General features: G+C 69.1%; 15 protein-coding genes and 2 tRNA genes. 9 read left to right on the forward strand and 8 right to left on the reverse strand.

From position 1 onward, the window contains the following. The first annotated feature begins 188 nt into the window (after positions 1-188). Entirely contained in the window at positions 189-1,523 is a 1,335-nt protein-coding gene (locus tag ACWGIC_RS26530; RefSeq protein ID WP_452078646.1) for a KamA family radical SAM protein, read from the forward strand. 219 nt (positions 1,524-1,742) lie between these two features. Here ACWGIC_RS26530 and ACWGIC_RS26535 read toward each other — a convergent pair whose 3' ends face one another. Next, a complete protein-coding gene (locus ACWGIC_RS26535) occupies positions 1,743-2,735 on the reverse strand; it encodes an aldo/keto reductase (RefSeq protein WP_452078630.1) in 993 nt (330 codons plus the stop codon). 205 nt (positions 2,736-2,940) lie between these two features. Between ACWGIC_RS26535 and ACWGIC_RS26540 the strand changes: the two genes are divergently transcribed. The 7 genes from ACWGIC_RS26540 (at position 2,941) to ACWGIC_RS26570 (ending at position 9,478) form a co-directional block, all read left to right on the forward strand. Next, positions 2,941-3,807, forward strand: coding sequence for a helix-turn-helix transcriptional regulator (locus ACWGIC_RS26540; protein ID WP_452078631.1), 867 nt, complete (start codon positions 2,941-2,943; stop codon positions 3,805-3,807). Between the two features lie 208 nt (positions 3,808-4,015). Beyond that, the gene (locus ACWGIC_RS26545) at positions 4,016-4,774 is read left to right on the forward strand and encodes a hypothetical protein (RefSeq protein WP_452078632.1); all 759 of its coding nucleotides are present in this window, start codon (positions 4,016-4,018) and stop codon (positions 4,772-4,774) included. A 265-nt stretch (positions 4,775-5,039) separates the two neighbouring features. Beyond that, positions 5,040-5,114, forward strand: a tRNA-Lys gene (locus tag ACWGIC_RS26550). Positions 5,115-5,124: 10 nt separating this feature from the next. Further along, positions 5,125-5,197, forward strand: a tRNA-Tyr gene (locus ACWGIC_RS26555). A gap of 22 nt (positions 5,198-5,219) precedes the next feature. Then, positions 5,220-7,499 carry a hypothetical protein gene (locus ACWGIC_RS26560; protein WP_452078633.1) on the forward strand — a complete coding sequence of 760 codons (2,280 nt, stop codon included), beginning with the start codon at positions 5,220-5,222 and terminating at the stop codon, positions 7,497-7,499. Positions 7,500-7,759: 260 nt separating this feature from the next. Next, entirely contained in the window at positions 7,760-8,713 is a 954-nt protein-coding gene (locus ACWGIC_RS26565) for a GlxA family transcriptional regulator (RefSeq protein ID WP_452078634.1), read from the forward strand. 12 nt (positions 8,714-8,725) lie between these two features. After that, complete coding sequence (locus ACWGIC_RS26570; protein WP_452078635.1) at positions 8,726-9,478, forward strand: HD domain-containing protein; 753 nt, start codon at positions 8,726-8,728, stop codon at positions 9,476-9,478. Positions 9,479-9,526: 48 nt separating this feature from the next. On the opposite strand, the gene ACWGIC_RS26575 is transcribed toward ACWGIC_RS26570, so the two are convergent. From ACWGIC_RS26575 to ACWGIC_RS26605, 7 genes are all read right to left on the reverse strand, one after another. Further along, on the reverse strand, positions 9,527-10,789 hold the full coding sequence (locus ACWGIC_RS26575) for an acyl-CoA dehydrogenase family protein (protein WP_452078636.1): 1,263 nt from the start codon (positions 10,787-10,789) through the stop codon (positions 9,527-9,529). A gap of 20 nt (positions 10,790-10,809) precedes the next feature. Next, positions 10,810-11,688, reverse strand: a complete 879-nt coding sequence (locus ACWGIC_RS26580) for an SDR family oxidoreductase (protein WP_452078637.1) — start codon at positions 11,686-11,688, stop codon at positions 10,810-10,812. Positions 11,689-11,724: 36 nt separating this feature from the next. Beyond that, positions 11,725-12,588: a MaoC/PaaZ C-terminal domain-containing protein gene (locus ACWGIC_RS26585; RefSeq protein ID WP_452078638.1), complete on the reverse strand. Its 864-nt coding sequence runs from the start codon at positions 12,586-12,588 to the stop codon at positions 11,725-11,727. A gap of 27 nt (positions 12,589-12,615) precedes the next feature. Next, entirely contained in the window at positions 12,616-13,047 is a 432-nt protein-coding gene (locus ACWGIC_RS26590; protein WP_452078639.1) for a type II toxin-antitoxin system Rv0910 family toxin, read from the reverse strand. Between the two features lie 56 nt (positions 13,048-13,103). Then, entirely contained in the window at positions 13,104-14,294 is a 1,191-nt protein-coding gene (locus tag ACWGIC_RS26595) for a lipid-transfer protein (protein WP_452078640.1), read from the reverse strand. Positions 14,295-14,496: 202 nt separating this feature from the next. Continuing rightward, positions 14,497-15,153, reverse strand: a complete 657-nt coding sequence (locus ACWGIC_RS26600; protein WP_452078641.1) for a TetR/AcrR family transcriptional regulator — start codon at positions 15,151-15,153, stop codon at positions 14,497-14,499. Positions 15,154-15,163: 10 nt separating this feature from the next. Next, positions 15,164-15,925, reverse strand: coding sequence for a FadR/GntR family transcriptional regulator (locus ACWGIC_RS26605; protein WP_452078642.1), 762 nt, complete (start codon positions 15,923-15,925; stop codon positions 15,164-15,166). A gap of 75 nt (positions 15,926-16,000) precedes the next feature. Between ACWGIC_RS26605 and ACWGIC_RS26610 the strand changes: the two genes are divergently transcribed. Continuing rightward, positions 16,001-16,876 carry a carbon-nitrogen hydrolase family protein gene (locus tag ACWGIC_RS26610; RefSeq protein ID WP_452078643.1) on the forward strand — a complete coding sequence of 292 codons (876 nt, stop codon included), beginning with the start codon at positions 16,001-16,003 and terminating at the stop codon, positions 16,874-16,876. The last annotated feature ends 122 nt before the right edge of the window (positions 16,877-16,998 follow it).

Consider the following 16,998-nt stretch of genomic DNA (forward strand, 5'->3'; position numbering starts at 1 on the left):
CGGATATCGCGTCGGCTTTCTTGACGCTCTTTCTCGAGGAGGAACACGACGACCATGAACGCTGAGCAGCGAAGAAGCCCTCACTGCGCAGACCCGCCGTCCCCGCCTCGCCTGGCGCGGGGGCTGTCCAGGATCGAAGAGGGCTTCGCGGCCTTCGTCAGCAGAGTGAGGGTGCGCACGTGACACTGATGGATACCGCCCAGAAAACGTCCGTTAACCGCGGCTTCCGTGCCTTCGGCCCCAGGCACCTGGACGAGCTGACCGCCCGCGCGGGATTGCCGGCCGACGAGCGGCTGGCGGTGCGAGCCGTGGCGGAGGTCCTGCCGTTCCGGACCAACAACTACGTGGTCGACGAACTGATCGACTGGTCGGCGGCCCCGGACGACCCGATCTACCGGCTGATGTTCCCGCAGAAGGACATGCTGCCGCCCGACGACGTCGACCACATCGCCGGCCTGCTGCGCCGTTCCGCGCCGCCCCAGGAGATCCAGCAGGCCGCTCACCGCGTGCGGATGCGGCTCAACCCGCACCCGGCGGGTCAGCTGCAGCTCAACCGGCCGGTCGTGGACGGAAACGTGCTGGAGGGCATGCAGCACAAGTACCGCGAGACGGTTCTGTTCTTCCCCCGCCAGGGGCAGACCTGCCACGCCTATTGCAGTTACTGCTTCCGCTGGGCGCAGTTCGTCGGCGAACCCGGCTTGCGGATCGCGTCCGACGGCGGCGGCCAGGAACTCGTCGATTATCTGCTCGCCCACCCCGAGGTCACCAATGTGCTGATCACCGGCGGCGACGCGATGATCATGAGCGCGAGGGTGCTTCGGCAGTACGTGGAACCGCTGCTCGCGCTCGACCAGATCGAGTCCGTCCGGATCGGCACCAAGGCATTGGCGTTCTGGCCGCGCAAATTCGTGACCGACCCGGACGCCGACGATCTGCTCGCGCTGTTCGAGCAGGTCGTCGACTCGGGCCGGAACCTGGCCCTGATGGCCCATTTCTCCCATCCGCGAGAGCTCGAGACCCCGATCGTCGAGCAGGCGATCGCCCGGATCCGCGGCACCGGGGCCGTCATCCGCACCCAGGCGCCGCTGATCCGTTCCATCAACGATTCGGCGCGGGCGTGGGAATCGATGTGGCGCAAGCAGGTGCGCCTGGGCATGGTCCCGTACTACATGTTCGTGGAGCGCGACACCGGCCCCGCAGACTATTTCTCGGTGCCGCTCGTGCGCGCGCACGAAGTATTCCGCGACGCCTATGCCGTGGTCTCCGGCCTGGCACGGACGGTGCGCGGACCCTCCATGTCGACCACGGCGGGCAAGGTCTGCGTGGACGGGGTGGTCGAACTGGCCGGCCGCAAGGTCTTCGCGCTGCATTTGATCCAGGCCCGCGATCCCGAGCTGGTCGGGAGGCCGTTCTACGCCGAGTACGACCCTGCTGCCGTCTGGCTGAGCGATCTCAAACCCGCTTTCAGCGACCGGTTCCCCTTCGAGGAAAGCCCCGGTTCTGAAACATCCGTCTGCCAGTAGCGGCGGACTTGCACTGCGCCTTCTCGAGGCGAACGGTGTTTTGGGGGACAGTGGGGGATCTTGACCGTGCTGGGGATGATTGTGATGTGCGGGCCGCGCGGAGATTGATCGATAAGGCTTGCACTGCAGGGCGTGCTCAAAAGCGAACGAGGTCTCCGGTAATTGGCTTGACGGCCAATAAATACCGGAGACCTCGTTTCCGTCTTAACACTGCGCGGTTTAACGGCCGAAGATTGGCTTCAACTGCTCGGGAACCCGCTCGCCATGGATCGGAATCCGCGCCGCGGCCTCCTCGATGCGTTGCAGGTCGCCGGGCGTCAGTTCGACGTCGAGCGCACCGAGGTTTTCTTCGAGGCGGTGCAGCTTGGTGGTGCCGGGGATCGGCACGAACCACGGCTTTTGCGCCAGCACCCAAGCGAGCGCGATCTGGGCCGGGGTCGCTTTCTTGTCGCCGGCGATCTGCTGAAGCAAGTCGACCAATGCCTGATTGGCCTGGCGTGCTTCCGGGGTGAAGCGCGGCAGGGAGCGGCGAAGATCATCGTCGGCCAGCGGCGTGCGATCATCGATTTTGCCGGTCAGATAGCCTTTCCCCAGCGGGCTGTAGGGCACCAGTCCGATGCCCAGCTTCTCCAAGGCCGGAATAACCTCGGCTTCGTGCTCTCGCGTCCACAGCGAGTATTCGCTTTGCAGCGCTGTCACCGGCTGTTCGGCGTGGGCTCGGCTGATTGTCTCCGCGCCCGCTTCCGACAAACCGAAATGCTTGACCTTGCCTTCGGAGATCAGCTCTTTCACCGTGCCGGCCACGTCTTCGATGGGCACGTCGGGATCGACGCGGTGCTGGTAGAAAAGGTCGATGCTCTCGGTTCGAAGACGCTTGAGCGAGGCCTCCGCCACCCGGCGGATCTGTTCCGGGCGGCTGTCGAGCCCCGACGCCGGGGTCGGTCCGTGTTCGCCGTGCCGGAGACCGAATTTGGTGGCGATCACCACCTGGTCGCGCACCGGCTCCAGCGCCTCGCCGACCAGCTCTTCATTGGTGAAAGGACCATAAACTTCGGCAGTGTCGAAGAAGGTCACGCCGCGGTCGACTGCCGCCCGCAGCAGCTTCGTCATCTCGGCCCGGTCCGGGGCGGGACCGTAGAAGAAGCTCATGCCCATACAGCCGAGCCCTAGAGCGGAAACTTCGAGTTGCTGTCCCAGTTCGCGCTTCTGCACCGCAGATGCTCCTTCAGTAAACATCGTCCAAGCCATGGTTTCCCCGGTGTTCAACCGGGAACCGCCTCAGGCTAAGCAGGCGCTGCGGGCGGCCGGGAGATCCTCGTGGGACAGGTACCGCGAGAGCCCCTCTCGCCTCCAGGCCGGTCGTCGGGGGTACCGGCAGTGCCTCCCTCGGGCCGCTGGACGGGCTTACGATACGCAGATGACCACGATGGATCTGCGCACCGAGATCCGGGAGTTCCTCAGCTCGCGGCGCGCCCGCATCGCCCCCGAGCAAGCAGGACTGCCCGCCTACGGCGGCAACCGCCGGGTCAAAGGACTGCGCCGCGAGGAGGTAGCACTGCTCGCGGGGGTATCGGTCGACTACTACGTGCGCATGGAGCGCGGCGGTCTCGCCGGTGCTTCCGACGGCGTGCTCGAGGCGCTGGCCTCTGCCCTGCAGCTCGACGAGGCGGAGCGCGAGCACCTGTTCCACCTCGCGCGGCACTCCGGCCCACGTCGGCGCAAGCCTGCCGTGACAGTGCGCTCGACGCTCCAGCAGGTCCTCGACGCGATCTCCGACGCGCCAGCCTGGATCGGCAACGGCCGTTATGACGTGCTCGCCACGAACCACCTCGGTCGCGCGCTGTATTCGCCGGTGCTGGCCGACCCGCGACGGCCCGCGAACACAGCGCGATTCCTCTATCTCAAGCCCGAGGAGGCCCGGGAATTCTTTGTCGACTACGACCTGGTTTCCAGCGGCGTGGCCGCGAAACTGCGCATGGAAGCGGGCCGCAATCCGCACGACGAGGAGCTGATCGCCCTGGTCGGCGAGCTGTCGACGTGCAGTGAGCTGTTCCGGCAGCAGTGGGCGTCCCAGAACGTGCGGCTGCACCGGTCCGGCCGGAAGCGGGTGCGCCATCCGGTCGTGGGCCGGCTCGACTTGGACGTCGAGCCGCTGGAACTGGCCGCCGAGCCGGGGTTGCACCTCAACGTCTACACCGCCCCGGCGGGCACACCGGCCGCTGACGGGCTGGCGCTGCTGGCGTCGTGGGCGGCCACGCAGCAGACGACGGCTAGCGAGGGGTAAAGCGCTCGTTTTCTTGAGAAGAGAATTGCCGGAAGCGATTACGTTTGCGGTCGTGCTGGCGCCAGCGGCTAGCACAGGCGCCCGACGCTGAAGCGGACGGCTAGCCGAAACACCCCGTCGACTCGTCCGGTAACCAATGGGGGCGGTTGAGCGATACCCCGCCGGGAACGACGACCCGGAAAAACGGGTCCGGTACGAGGGGAATCACATGCACCAGGGTTTTGCCATGCTTGCCGGCCGTTCGGCCGCGGCGCTCGTCGCCGTCGCCGCGCTGGCAGCGTGTTCGCCGGGGACCGCCGCGGCCCCGCCGGAAACCTCCGCCGCCCACGTCGAGGTCTTCGGCGCGGGCGGCTACCGGGGCATCGCCCCGGGGATGGCCAAGGAAGCGGCTCTCGCCACCGGGAAACTCGCCAACGCGCCGGTGTCCATGCTGGACGGCTGCACCGTCCTGAGCTGGCAGGGCGGCCCCGCGCCGGACCAGGCCCGGATGGCCGCCGAGGCCGAGGCGCAGCGGAAGGCCGACGACCTCCACTCCAAATCGGACGCCGCCGACCGGGACGCGAAGCAAAGCACGGGCGGGTCGGCCGCGGATTCGGCCAAAGCAGCCGCCAAGGACGCGGAGGCGGCTCAACTCGCGGCCGACTCCGCTCAGGCCGCCGCCGACCTGGCAGTCAAACGAGAAGCGCGCGACAAGGCGTTCGCCGCGGCCGGCGGCGCCTCGTTCGGCAAGAACGGCTTGCACGAGCTCGGCGCCCCTCCCGGAGCGAAGACCGCGGAGAGCATCGGCGCCGGATCCTCGCTGGCCGACCTGCACAAGGCGTACGACGCGCGCGGTCTGAAGGCCGACCCGGCCGGACGGTTCGAGCTGCCCATCGCGGAAAAACCGGGCTGGCACTTCGTGTTCACCCCCGCCGCCGACGGCACCGTCGGCGGAGTGGCGATCGCCGACAGCGCCAAGTGCCGCTGACAGAGAGCCAACCGCGCCGCTGAGTCCATTGTGGACAGATGAAGGCAGGGAGCTGGCGGGCAGACCGGCGGCTACGGGCAAACGTCGGATGCTGCGCCGCTCGGCAGCATCGGCCTGGCTGCCGGTGTCCAGCTGCAGCTCGTCTGCTCAAGCGCGTGTACCGCTTGCCTCGCAACAGGCTCACCCCCTGGAAAGAGCGGAGGCCGCGGAATATCGGTGGCGGCGCTCCCCCGCGGCGGCTTAAGCTCGCCAACACGGGGAGCGGCATGGAGTAGATCAGCGGCAGATCACTCGGCTTTTCACCGGGAGGGCGCGGGTTCGAGTCCCGCCTCCATGTCCATCCCCCGCGTCTTGGAGTAGTTCAGCAGGCAGAACACCCGGCTGTATTCCGGGAGGGCGCAGGTTCGAACCCTGCCTCCAAGTCTTGACCACAGGGGGAATCCACATGGGACACACCGCGTCGCCGGAGTACGCCTACGCGCAGTTGCAGCGGGCTGTGCGCACCGCCGCGTCCGCGAAGGACAGCGCGACGCGCCAGCGAGCCCAGGCGAAAGCAAGCCGGTGGCGGGACGTCCTGGCCGGCATGGCCGATGAATCCCTGCAGGTCGGCTCGCGGACTCCGGTCGCGGACACTCCGGCGTGGGTGACCCTCGAGGTCGCGCACGGCGGGTTCGCCACCGGTCGTTTCCTGGCCGAGGTGCCGCTTTCCCCCGCCGAGGCCGCGCTGTGCGCCGACGGGCCGGGCACGACCGACCGTGAACGGCTCAACCTCTGGTATCTCACCGACGCCGGGCTCGCCGCACTGCGCGCCATGCTGGCTTCCGAGTCCTACCGCATCGAGGTGCCGGAGGACGCCGCGCTGCCGACCGTGGCGTGGCTGCTGGACCACGGGCACGCCGAAGCCGCGCTCGACCTGATCGCCGAGCTTCGTCCGCTTCTGCCTCGCCTGCGGCTGGCTCCGCTTCCCGGCGCGGCACCGCGACCGGCGGGTGCGCTGGTGCGGCTGAGCACGGTCGGCGACGTCCGGGAGACGCTGCGGTCGGCGACCACCCGGCCCGCCATCGCGGCAATGCTGGAAACGCTGAAGGTGTGGCATCCGTTGTTCGACCGCCTGGTCGCGCTGTGGTGCGACACCGTGGAGGGCGATCTGCCGCGGCTGGACGGAACTGGCGTCACCGGCGGCTGGCCGTGCCGTACCTGGCCGCAGGACTGGGCACAGCGCCGCGCCCAGTGGCTCGCGGACTACGCGAGCGCGAGCGCCCAGCACACCGCGTCCCAAGCCCACACCCATCCGAAGAGCAACTTCGCCCGGCTGCACCGCGCGTTGCTGGCGTGCGAACACGACAGCGCGGCGCTGTCCGGCCGGGACGTGGGCTGGATCCGCCGGGCCCTGGCGAACACGATCACCAAACACGGCGAGCCGGGCTCGGAACCGCGGGCGGCGCTGCGCGCGTTGCAGGCCGCGGTCGCCGCGCGGCCCACCCACGCCGAACTCGCGGCCGCGCTGGCCGAACGGCTGGACCGTTACCCGGCCGACGGCGGGATCCCGGCGATCGAGCCGGTCGCCGAGGACGTGCCGGAACACTTGGCGGCCAAGGTCGCCCGCGCGCTGGAGGCGCCGATCGAGGAACTGGTCGCGCGCAACGTGATCACCTCGGCCGACGTGCTCGCGACGGTCCTGCCGCAGATCACCGCGCAGCTGCTGGCGGCGAACTTCGAGAACGAGCAGCTTTCGACGCTGTACGCCCAGACCTACGCGGCCTTCCGGCGTCGGCGAAGCTTGCTGCTGCTCGACCTGGAACACCAGGTGCGGCTTGAGGAACTGCCCTGGATCAACGCGATCGATCCGTTGCGAGCGCGGCGTCCGGACACTGCGCGGGCGGCACGCCAGACGCTTGCCCAGACAGTGCTGCTGGCGCTCAACGCGTTCCCGCAGGCGATCCTGCCGAACACGCTGGTGCGCGAACTGGGCGCGCTGGCGAAACAGGCCGGGCTGCCGATGCCGCTGGTGGAGGAGGTCGCCGCCGACATCTTCATGGGCACGTTCACCGCGAAGTGGCGCACGGCGGCCGAACTCACGAGCCGCGCGATGGCGGGCACGCTCTATGCCCGCTACTACGACCTGCCGGAGTCTTGGACCTCGGCACCGCGCCCGCGTCCGTTCCGCGTGTTCGCCAAGCGCACCGCCGACGAGTTCGCCGACGTGTGCGTGGCTCGAGCGGCCGAAGCCCGGGCCGGGAGCCGGTCCGGTTCAGTGGCCGCGAACGGCACCGTGCTGGAGCAGAGCCAGATCCTCACGACGCAGAACCTGGCAGTCCTGGTGGACACCCTGGAGCTGCGGAATCGGCTCCGGGAATCGGCCCCGGAACTGGCCGCCGAGTCGTTGACGTGGACGGTGAACCGGCTGTCGATCCGCGCCGACCATCACTACGCGGCCCTGCAGGCGGTCAAGAACGCGGCTTACGCCTGGCGGCAGGCGCTGTTCTTCTTGAGCTTCTGCGACCCCGACACCCAGCGGGCGACCGTAAGCCGGCTCGCCGAGCAGGTGGCCCGGACGGGGCTGGCCGAGCGGTTCGCTCCGGCAGTCACCGGCTTGGCGCAGGTGGTGGAAGGCGGCCGGTTCACCCCGGAAGGCCGGACGGCCGACGGGACAGGACGGCGCTTCCTCGGCTGGAGCACCGACCGGCATTGGTGCCTGCCTGAGCCCGGCCGCCACGCGCGCTGAATCGTCGTGCCGCGTCGAGAGTGCCGTTCAGCGACGCCAACCGCTGCATCATAAGGGCGCGCTCGCCGGTCGCTGAGCCGCGGAATGGTTGCGTCCAGGCGAAATCGCGATCGGTCATTCCGCAGCACGGCCAATTCGTCGGCAACCGCGCCCTGGACGACCGGACCCCGGCCAGGGCGCGGTTGGCGAGGAAGTGCGTGGCCGGATCTGTGGGGCGGTTGTCCTTGTGGACTACCTGATCCCTTGACAAGACTTCAGGTATGACCGACAAGGCCCGGCTAGAGGTTGTCGTAGCGGTGTGCACCGGTGTGGTGCTGCTCGATCTCGCGGGCCCGGTCCAGGTGCTCGACGGCGCGGGCGGCTACCGGGTGCGGCTCGCGTCGGCGGACGGGCAGCCGGTGCGTTCGGACACCGGGGTGGTGCTGGGCGTCGATTGTGCACTGTCCGATATAGACGGACAGGTCGACACGGTGCTCGTTCCTGGGCCTGCCCCGGGCCGGGTCGGCTCCGCTGCTCCGGAACTGCTCGCCGAGATCCGGCGGCTCGGCGATGCCGCGCGCCGGGTCGCCTCGGTGTGCACCGGCGCGTTCCTGCTGGCGGAGGCCGGGTTGCTGACCGGGCGGAAGGCCACCACGCACTGGGCCATGTGCGCCGAACTGGCCGCGCGGTTTCCCGGTGTCGCCGTGCGCCCGGACGCCATCTACGCGCGGGACGGCCGGATCGCGACCTCGGCCGGGGTCACCGCGGGCATCGACCTGGCGCTCGCGCTGGTCGAGGAGGACCTCGGGCCGGACGTCGCCAGGGAGGCTGCGCGGCAGCTGGTGGTGTTCCTGCGCCGTCCCGGCGGCCAGTCGCAGTTCAGCGTCTGGAGCGACGTCCCCGCCCCGAAAACCCCGGCGCTGCGCGGCGTGCTGGACGCGGTCGCGGCCGAACCGGCGGGCGATCACACGCTGTCGGGCATGGCGACGCGTGCGCGGGTCAGCGAGCGTCAGCTGAGCCGGCTGTTCCAGCGGGAACTCGGCGTCACGCCGGGCCAGTACGTCGCCCGCATCCGCGTCGAGGCCGCCCGGGTGCTGCTCGAATCCGGCGACGCCGGCGTGGAGACCGTGGCGCGCCGCTGCGGTTTCGGTTCCTCCGAGAGCATGCGCCGCCTGTTCCTTCAAGTCCTCGGCATTACCCCGTCCGCGTACCGGCAACGGTTCGCGTTTTCGTAAAGGAGAACCCAGATGCCGGATCACGTTTCCCGGCGCGCCGTGCTCGGCGGTGCCGCGGCCGGTGCAGCCGCGCTCGCACTCGGCGCTCCGGCGGCCAGCGCGGCGCCGGACGGACTCGCCTTCCCTGCCACCTGGCTCGCGCGGCGCGCCCAGAGCCTGGTAACCGCTGCGCAGCAACCGTTCCTGCGCAACCACAGCCTGCGCAGTTTCCTGTTCGCGCGGGCCGCCGCCAAGCTGCAGGGGCAACGACCGGACGAGGACTACGATTCCGAGCTGATGTTCCTCATCTGCGTGCTCCACGACATGGGGCTGGCCGAAGAGGGCAACACCGACCAGCGGTTCGAAATGGCCGGAGCCGATTTCGCCGCGCGGTTCCTGGAAAGCCACGGCATCACCGACCGCCGCGTCGACACCGTGTGGGACGCCATCGCCCTGCACACCACTCCGCAGCTGCACGAATCGCCGGTGTTCCGGCGCCGTCGCCCGGCCGAGATCGTCGTCGCACAAACCGGTATCGGCATCGACCTCACCGGCCCCGACGAACCGGGCCAGCTCCCGCCCGGTTTCGCCGACCGCGTGCACGCCCGCTATCCCCGGCTCGGCGGCTGCCGTGCCCTCACCGACGTCATGGTCAGCCAGAGTCTCGCGAACCCCCGCAAGGCGCCCCCGATGACGCTCCCCGGCGAAATCTTCCACCAACGCCATCCCGCGGCGCCTTATCCGACCTGGGACATGGTCCTCGACGCGAACACGTGGGGAGACTGAATCCCTCGCGCCAGGCGGAAAGCTCCGCGGCCGGGCACCGCGCGGTGCTCACCGGCCCAGCAGGGCCTTGGCGATATGGGTCACCTGGATCTCGTTGCTGCCCGCGTAGATCATCAGCGATTTGGCGTCGCGGGCGAGTTGTTCCACCCGGTATTCGGCCATGTAGCCGTTCCCGCCGAAAAGCTGCACGGCTTCCATCGCCACTTCGGTCGCCGCTTCGGCGGAGTACAGCTTCATCGCGGACGCTTCGGCGAGGGTGATCTTCTTGCCCTCGCGCATTTTCTCCAGGCTGGCGAACACCATGTTCTGCACGTTGATCCGGGCGATCTCCATTTTCGCCAGCTTGAGCTGGACGAGCTGGAACCGGCCGATCTCCTGGCCCCAGAGAGTGCGGCTCTTCGCGTAGCCGACGCACAGCCGTTGGCATTCGTTGATGATGCCCAGCGCCAGCGCGGCCACGCCGACGCGTTCCACTGCGAAACCGGACTTGACCTCGTCCTTGCTGTCGCCGGTGTCCTCGGCGGGTTCCTTCCCGCCGAGGAGCCGGTCCCGGCCGAGCTTGACGTTGTCGAAGAACAGTTCGCCGGTGGGCGACGACATCATCCCCATCTTCTTGAACGGCTTGCCCTGGGTCAGGCCGTCCATTCCCTTGTCCAGCACGAAGGCGAGCACCTTGCGGTCGCGCTGCCCGGTGCCGTCGCCCTCGTCCAGCTTGGCGTAGACCACGATGACGTCCGCGAAGGGACCGTTGGTGATGAACGTCTTCTGCCCGTTGAGAAGATAGCCGTCGCCGTCGCGCCGGACGGACGTCTTCATCCCGCCGAACGCGTCGGAGCCGGAGTCCGGTTCGGTGATCGCCCACGCGCCGACGTGCTCGAACGTGGCCAGTTTCGGCAGCCAGCGTTCTTTCTGCGCCAGAGTGCCCTTCGCCAGGATCGTCTGCGCGGTGAGCCCGAGGCTGACCCCGATGGAGGCGACCAGTCCCAGGCTGACCCCGGCCAGTTCGCTCGCGGCGATCACCGCCATCGCCTCCTGGCCGCCGAACTCGCTCCCCCGGGACTTCTCCCGGCGGGGCGGTTTCGGCTCGCCCGAAGCGATCGCGGCTTCCTTCCGGCGCTGGCTCTCCAGCAGTTTCGCGACGCTCTCCCGTGCCATGGCGTCGATGCCGAAGCTGGCGAACAACTTCCGGATGAGGGCGTAGGGCGGCAGCGCACCCGATTCCAGTTCGTCCGCGAGCGGCCGGATCTCCTTGTCGACGAACTCGCGGACGGCGTCGCGGATCAGGATTTCGGTCTCGGACCACTCGATCATGGAGTTCTCCCGCGAGGAATTCAGGCCCAGCCGGCGAGCCGGGAGTCTACTTCGGACAACGTCCACGGCTGGTCGGTCTCGGTCGTCTCGGCGACGGTCCATCCCTGGAGCTTCTGGATGCAGCCGCCCTGCACGGCGAAAACCTGGCCGGTGTGCGGGCACTTTTCGGTGGCCAGATAAGCGACCAGCGGGGCGATGTTGGCCGGGGAGAAGGCGTCGAACTCGCCGTCGGCGACGGGCTGGGCGAAAATCGCGCCCATTCCCGGGGTCGCCAGGGTGAGCCGGGTGCGGGCGATCGGCGCGATCGCGTTGACCCGCACGCCGTACCGCTCCAGCTCCGCGGCGGCGACCAAGGTCAGCGCAGCGATCCCGGCCTTCGCGGCGCCGTAGTTCGCCTGCCCCGCGTTCGGCACGGTGACCCCGGACGCCGACGCGGTGTTGATCACCGACCCGGCGACCTGCTCGCCTGCCTTCGACCGCTCCTTCCAATAAGCCGCCGCGTGATGCAGCACCGCTGCGTGCCCCTTGAGGTGCACGTCGATGACCGAATCCCACTGTGCTTCGGTCATCCCGGCCACGAACGCGTCGCGCAGGATGCCCGCGTTGTTCACCACCACGTCCAGCCTGCCGAATTCGGCCACCGCCTGGTCGACCAGTGCCTTCGCCCCTTGCCAGGCAGCGACGTTTTCGGTGCTGGCTGCGGCCTTCCCGCCAGCCGCGGTGATCTCGTCGACCACCTCTTGGGCCGGGCCTGCGTCAGAGCCGGCTCCGTCATTGGCGCCGCCGAGGTCGTTGACGACGACGCTCGCGCCCTCGCTCGCGAACAACAGCGCATGCTCCCGGCCGATGCCGCGGCCGGCACCGGTGATGACGGCTACCCGTCCGTCCAGTTGTCCCATGGTGGTTCTCCTTGGTGCGCACGGATTTTCGCGCGGTCAGTCCGTCAGTTCGGCGAGGCCGTCCTTGAGCACGACGGTCTCGCCCACGGTGGTCTCGTAGGCATAAGAGGTCACGCCGCCGGCCGAGCCGGCCTTCCAGACGCGGGTGGTGATGTCCTGCCCAGGCAGCACTGGTTTGGCGAAGCGCACCGCGAGCCGCTTCAGCCGGCTGACGTCCGAGCCGCCGGCCTCGGTCAGCACCGCCCAGGAAGCGAAGGCCAGCGTGCACAGGCCGTGCGCGATGATCCCCGGCAGCCCGGACGCCTTCGCGATCTCCTCGTCCAGGTGGATCGGCATCGGGTCGCCGGCGGCCGGGCCGTACCGGAAGGTCTGGTCCTCGTCGAGGTGCTGGGGCACGGCGAAGTCCGGTTCGCGTTCCCGGAGGGAGTCGTCGAACTTGTGTCCCGGAGCTTGGACGCCGACCGTGTCGCCGGTGTCGAAACCGCGGACGAAGAAGGTCACGTACTGCTCGTTGACCAGTTCGCCGCGCTCGTCGCGGGTTTCGAGGCGGACGCACGCCGCGGTGCCGTTGCCCAGTCCCTTCCAGCCGGTCATCACGCCCTTGGCGACGAGTTTGTCGCCGGGCCGGATCGGCCGGTGGAAGCGGAAGTCCTGTTCGCCGTGCAGCACTTTGCCGAGCAGTTCGACCGGCACCACCTCCAGCGCCGGTTCCAGCAGCGACTGGAACACCGGGACGATCCCGAAGACCGGGCTGGCGACCTCCCCGGCGAGGTGGGCGGGAATGGGGTCGTTGGTCGCCTCGGCGTACTCGATCAAGCGTTCCCGGGTGACCTCGAAGGCGGTTTCCTCGGTCCAGACGTCCAGCCCGTTCCGGTCGAACCGGAGTGCGGTGTCGGCCATCGTTGCTCCTTTGCGGACCGGAGGGAGTCAGGCGACCAGCGCGGCGAACTTGCCCAGCGAGTCGTCGAGCTGCTTCTTGGCGTCCTTCTCCACGGCCTTGCCGAGCGCGCCGACGATCATCTGCCCTTCGAATCCGGCGGCGATCGCGGCCTTGGAACCGCTGCCCTCGGGCTCGACCGAGAGGGTGAAGGTGCATTTGACGCCTGCCATGCCGACCCCGGAGATGACCAGCCGGTTCGGCGCGTCGTACTCGTCGACGGTCCAGGTGATGGTGTTCGGCATGCCGAGCATGGTGACCACCTGGGCGGCCTGCGACCCCTTGCTGAACTCGGCTGGCACCTCGCCCTTCCATTTGCTGTGGATGGTCAGCCAGTTCTCGAAGTTGCGGGGGTTCGAGAACTCGGCCCAGACGCGCTCCGGCGGGGCGGCGATCTCGGCGACAGCGTTGACCTGGCCCATGGTTCCTCCTGGTTGCTGGCGGGAATGCGGTGCTGGCTAAGGGAAGTACTGGCGGTTCAGCGTTCGGCGCGCTGGTAGGCGGTGACCACGGCGGCCCCGCCGAGGCCGATGTTGTGCTGCAGTGCCGCGGTGACGCCGTCGACCTGGCGGTTGCCCGCGGTGCCGCGGAGCTGCCAGGTGAGTTCGGCGCACTGAGCGAGGCCGGTCGCGCCGAGCGGATGTCCTTTGGAGATCAGGCCGCCCGACGGGTTCACCACCCATTTGCCGCCGTAGGTCGTCTCGGCGTTGTCGATCAGTGCGCCTGCTTCGCCCTCGCCGCAGAGCCCGAGTGCTTCGTAAAGCAGCAGTTCGTTGGCGGAAAAGCAGTCGTGCAATTCGATGACCTGAAAGTCCGCGGCTCCGAGCCCCGACTGCTCGTACACCTTGCGCGCGGCCTGGACGCTCATGTCGTAGCCGACGATGTTCTTGGCGGTGCCGTCGAAAGTGGAGCGGAAATCGGTCGTCATCGCCTGGCCGACGATCTCCGCCGCCTGGCCGGCGAGCGCGTGCTGGTCCACAAAGGACTCGCTGGCGAGGATCACCGCGCCCGAACCGTCCGAGGTCGGCGAGCACTGCAATTTCGTCAGCGGGTCGTAGACCGTGCGCGAGTTCTTGATGTCGTCGAGGGTGTACTCGTCCTGGAACTGCGCGTACGGGTTGTGCACCGAGTGCCGGTGGTTCTTCTCGCCGATCTTCGCGAAGTGTTCGGCCGTGGTGCCGTACCGCTTCATGTGCTCGCGGCCCGCCGCGCCGAACATCCACGGAGCGGGCGGGAAGAGCACTTCGGAGATCTCGGCGAGGGCCTGCATGTGGTTGCCCAGCGGCTGTTCCCGGTCGTCGAACGTCGACCCGAGGGAGCCCGGCTGCATCTTCTCGAAACCGAGTGCCAGCGCGCAGTCCGCCTGGCCGCTCTTGACCGCCTGCGCGGCGAGGTAGAGCGCGGTCGAACCGGTCGAGCAGTTGTTGTTGACGTTGACCACCGGGAGGCCGGTCATCCCCAGCTCGTAGAGCGCGCGCTGGCCGGAGGTGGATTCGCCGTAGACGTACCCGACGTAGGCCTGCTCGATCCGGTCGTAGGAAATCCCGGCGTCGGCGAGGGCGTTGGTTCCGGCTTCCTTCGCCATCTGCGGGTAATCCCAGTCCGGGCGGCTGCCCGGCTTCTCGAACTTCGTCATGCCGACGCCGACGACGTACACCTTGTTCGCCACCCGCGGACCTCCTCGTCGCTTGCCTGCGCACAAACATACATTCCGTGCTGTATTTATCAAGGGCGGATCGACAGCCTGCGAACGTGAGCCAGTGACTACATGCCGGTTGATCAGGGGCTTAGTGATCTCAACTTACAAACAAGCTTGAAGGTAAGTTGGGGAAGGTCGGGCCTGCAGGAGCGACCCCTCCGAGAGAGCGAGGCTATTCGGCAGGCTTCCGCACGAGCGCCACTCCGGCCGCGGAGAGCGCCTGTTCGCCGACGATCTTGAGGTGCGCCTTCGCTCGGCGCCACCGCTGGTCGACCTGGGCGTCGCCGACCACGCTGCTGCCCATCAGGATCCCGCGCACGGTATCCATCGCGGTGTAGGCCCAGTGCAGGAACTGCGGGTGGTCGGCGAAACCCGGCATCAGTTCCGAGCCGAAACTCAGCAGTGCGGCGTCGACCATCGGCTCCACCTGGCGCATCTTGGCCCGCAGGTCCGGATCGGTGCGCGCGGCTGTCCAGAGTTCCGTCGTGGCCGCGAAGATCGGCCCCTGATGGGTGTCCCAGAGCAGGTCCAGCGCCGCGTCGAGGATGTCGTCCGCTCCGCGCAGCCGGTCCACCTGCTCCAGCGCGGCATTGGACCGCTTCACCGCGAGATGCCGGACGGCGGCGGTCACCAGGTCGTTCTTGGTGCGGAAATGGTGCACCTGCGCGCCTCGCGTGACACCGGCGAGTTCGGCGACCCGCGTCGTCGTGGTCCCCGCGTAGCCGTATTCCACCAGGCAGTCGATCGTCGATTCCAGCAGGCGCTGCCGTGTCGCCGCAGTACGCTCTTCCTGCGTACGGCGACTGGGGCGATTCTGGACGACCGACACAGGAAGCAGCCTAGCAATCCGCCCGGTCCGCGCCGTCCGGGAACGACCGCGCACCGGCGGCCCGGGTTCCGGCCAGGCCGACGAACATCGTCTCGTGCAGGCGGCCCACGTGGGCGCGCACGATGCGCGCCGCCGCTTCCGGGCGGCCGGCTTCCAGTGCGTCCACCAGTTTCGCGTGCTCGCGGTTCGACTCGCGCAGTTTCGGCATCGGGTACGGCAGATAGAACCGGTGCAGCTCGGCCAGCACGACCTCGTACTGCCGCACCGCCGCGGCCGGGCCCGGCTCCGCCACCGCGCGGTGGAACTCCGTGTCCAGCTCGTGGAACTCGGCCCAGTCCGCCGCCGCCCGCATCCGCTCGACCAGCGTCCGCAGGCGCGGGACGTCCGGCGATCGCGAGGCCGCCAGCTGGGCCAGCCCGGACTCGAGCACCAGCCGGTGGTCGATCAGCTCCCGCACCTCGGCGGCCGACGCCCGGTAGGCGCCCACCTCCCGCACCCGCCGCGCGGGCGGGTGCTCGGCCACCAGCGTGCCGCCGCCCCGGCCGCGACGGCGTTCGATCACGCCGTCCTCGGCCAGGGATTCCAGCGCCCGCCGCACGGTGATCTCCGCGACGTCCAGCGCCCGCGCGATCTCCGCGTTCGAGGGCAGCCGCTCCCCTGGCGCCAGCAGGCCCAGCTCCACCGCGAGGGCGATCCGCGCGCGCACCGTGTCCAAAGCGGACAACCGCCGGATGCCGGTCACCGCAGGGGAATTGAGGTCTGCCGGGGTCATGATCCGACCGTACCGCACAAACTGCTCATGATGAGCACTCTTGTTTAAGTGTTCAAGATGGTCTATTTTCCGTCCATGCCGCGACCACTGCCGATCGCCCTCGCCCAAGCGCCGCCCCGGCCCGCGGGAACCCCCGGGTTCTCCGGCGAGGTCGAGTCCCTGCTGAGCCGGTTCCCGGACACCCGCCTGGCCGCTTTCCCCGAACTGCACCTCTGCGGCGTCGACGGCGAAGGCGACGACCGCACCCGGCGGCTCCGCGAAACCGCCGAGCCGCTGCACGGCCCCCGGACCCGGGAACTCGCCGAACTGGCGGGCGATCTCGGCATCTGGCTCGCGCCGGGCACAGTGTGCGAGGCCGGGGAGCGCGGCGAACTGTTCAACACCGCCCTGCTGTTCTCGCCCCGCGGAGAGCTGGCCGGCTGGTACCGCAAAATCTTCCCGTGGCGGCCCCACGAGCCGTACGACCCCGGCGACCGCTTCGTCGTCGCCGAGCTGGCCGGCGCCGGCCGCGTCGGCTTCTCGATCTGTTACGACGCCTGGTTTCCCGAAGTCGCCCGGCACCTCGCCTGGATGGGAGCCGAGGTGGTGCTCAACCCCGTCCAGACGACCACTCCGGACCGCGCGCAGGAACTCGTGCTCGCCCGGGCGAACGCCATCGTCAACCAGGTCTTCGTCGCGAGCGTGAACACCGCCGGCCCGTCCGGCCGCGGCGACAGCGTCCTCGTCGGACCCGAGGGCGAGGTGCTGGCGGCGCTGCCCGGCGAAGCCGAAGGCGTCCTCGCGCACACGATCGACCTCGACGACGTGGCCCGCGTCCGCCGCGAGGGCACCGCGGGAACCAACCGGATGTGGGAGCAGTTCCGCCCCGCCGACGCTCCGCTGCGGCTGCCGCTCTACCAGGGGCGGATCGACCCGGACCGCTGGCGCCCCCGAGGAGAAGACGACCGATGACCGCCCCGTCCACCGCCCCGGCCGCGCTGCGGCGCCGGCTCGGCCTGCCCGGCGTCGTCCTGTTCGGCCTCGCCTACATGGCCCCGCTGATCGCGCTCGGCACGTTCGGCATCGTCGCGGCG

Source organism: Amycolatopsis sp. NPDC054798, assembly GCF_053611505.1.

Bases quoted from the DNA above. Each gene is read 5' to 3' on its own strand.
- ACWGIC_RS26530 (WP_452078646.1), top strand. From the start codon at position 189: ATGGATACCGCCCAGAAAACGTCCGTTAACCGCGGCTTCCGTGCCTTC.
- ACWGIC_RS26540 (WP_452078631.1), top strand. From the start codon at position 2,941: ATGACCACGATGGATCTGCGCACCGAGATCCGGGAGTTCCTCAGCTCG.
- ACWGIC_RS26545 (WP_452078632.1), top strand. From the start codon at position 4,016: ATGCACCAGGGTTTTGCCATGCTTGCCGGCCGTTCGGCCGCGGCGCTC.
- ACWGIC_RS26560 (WP_452078633.1), top strand. From the start codon at position 5,220: ATGGGACACACCGCGTCGCCGGAGTACGCCTACGCGCAGTTGCAGCGG.
- ACWGIC_RS26565 (WP_452078634.1), top strand. From the start codon at position 7,760: ATGACCGACAAGGCCCGGCTAGAGGTTGTCGTAGCGGTGTGCACCGGT.
- ACWGIC_RS26570 (WP_452078635.1), top strand. From the start codon at position 8,726: ATGCCGGATCACGTTTCCCGGCGCGCCGTGCTCGGCGGTGCCGCGGCC.
- ACWGIC_RS26575 (WP_452078636.1), bottom strand. From the start codon at position 10,789: ATGATCGAGTGGTCCGAGACCGAAATCCTGATCCGCGACGCCGTCCGC.
- ACWGIC_RS26580 (WP_452078637.1), bottom strand. From the start codon at position 11,688: ATGGGACAACTGGACGGACGGGTAGCCGTCATCACCGGTGCCGGCCGC.
- ACWGIC_RS26585 (WP_452078638.1), bottom strand. From the start codon at position 12,588: ATGGCCGACACCGCACTCCGGTTCGACCGGAACGGGCTGGACGTCTGG.
- ACWGIC_RS26590 (WP_452078639.1), bottom strand. From the start codon at position 13,047: ATGGGCCAGGTCAACGCTGTCGCCGAGATCGCCGCCCCGCCGGAGCGC.
- ACWGIC_RS26605 (WP_452078642.1), bottom strand. From the start codon at position 15,925: ATGACCCCGGCAGACCTCAATTCCCCTGCGGTGACCGGCATCCGGCGG.
- ACWGIC_RS26610 (WP_452078643.1), top strand. From the start codon at position 16,001: ATGCCGCGACCACTGCCGATCGCCCTCGCCCAAGCGCCGCCCCGGCCC.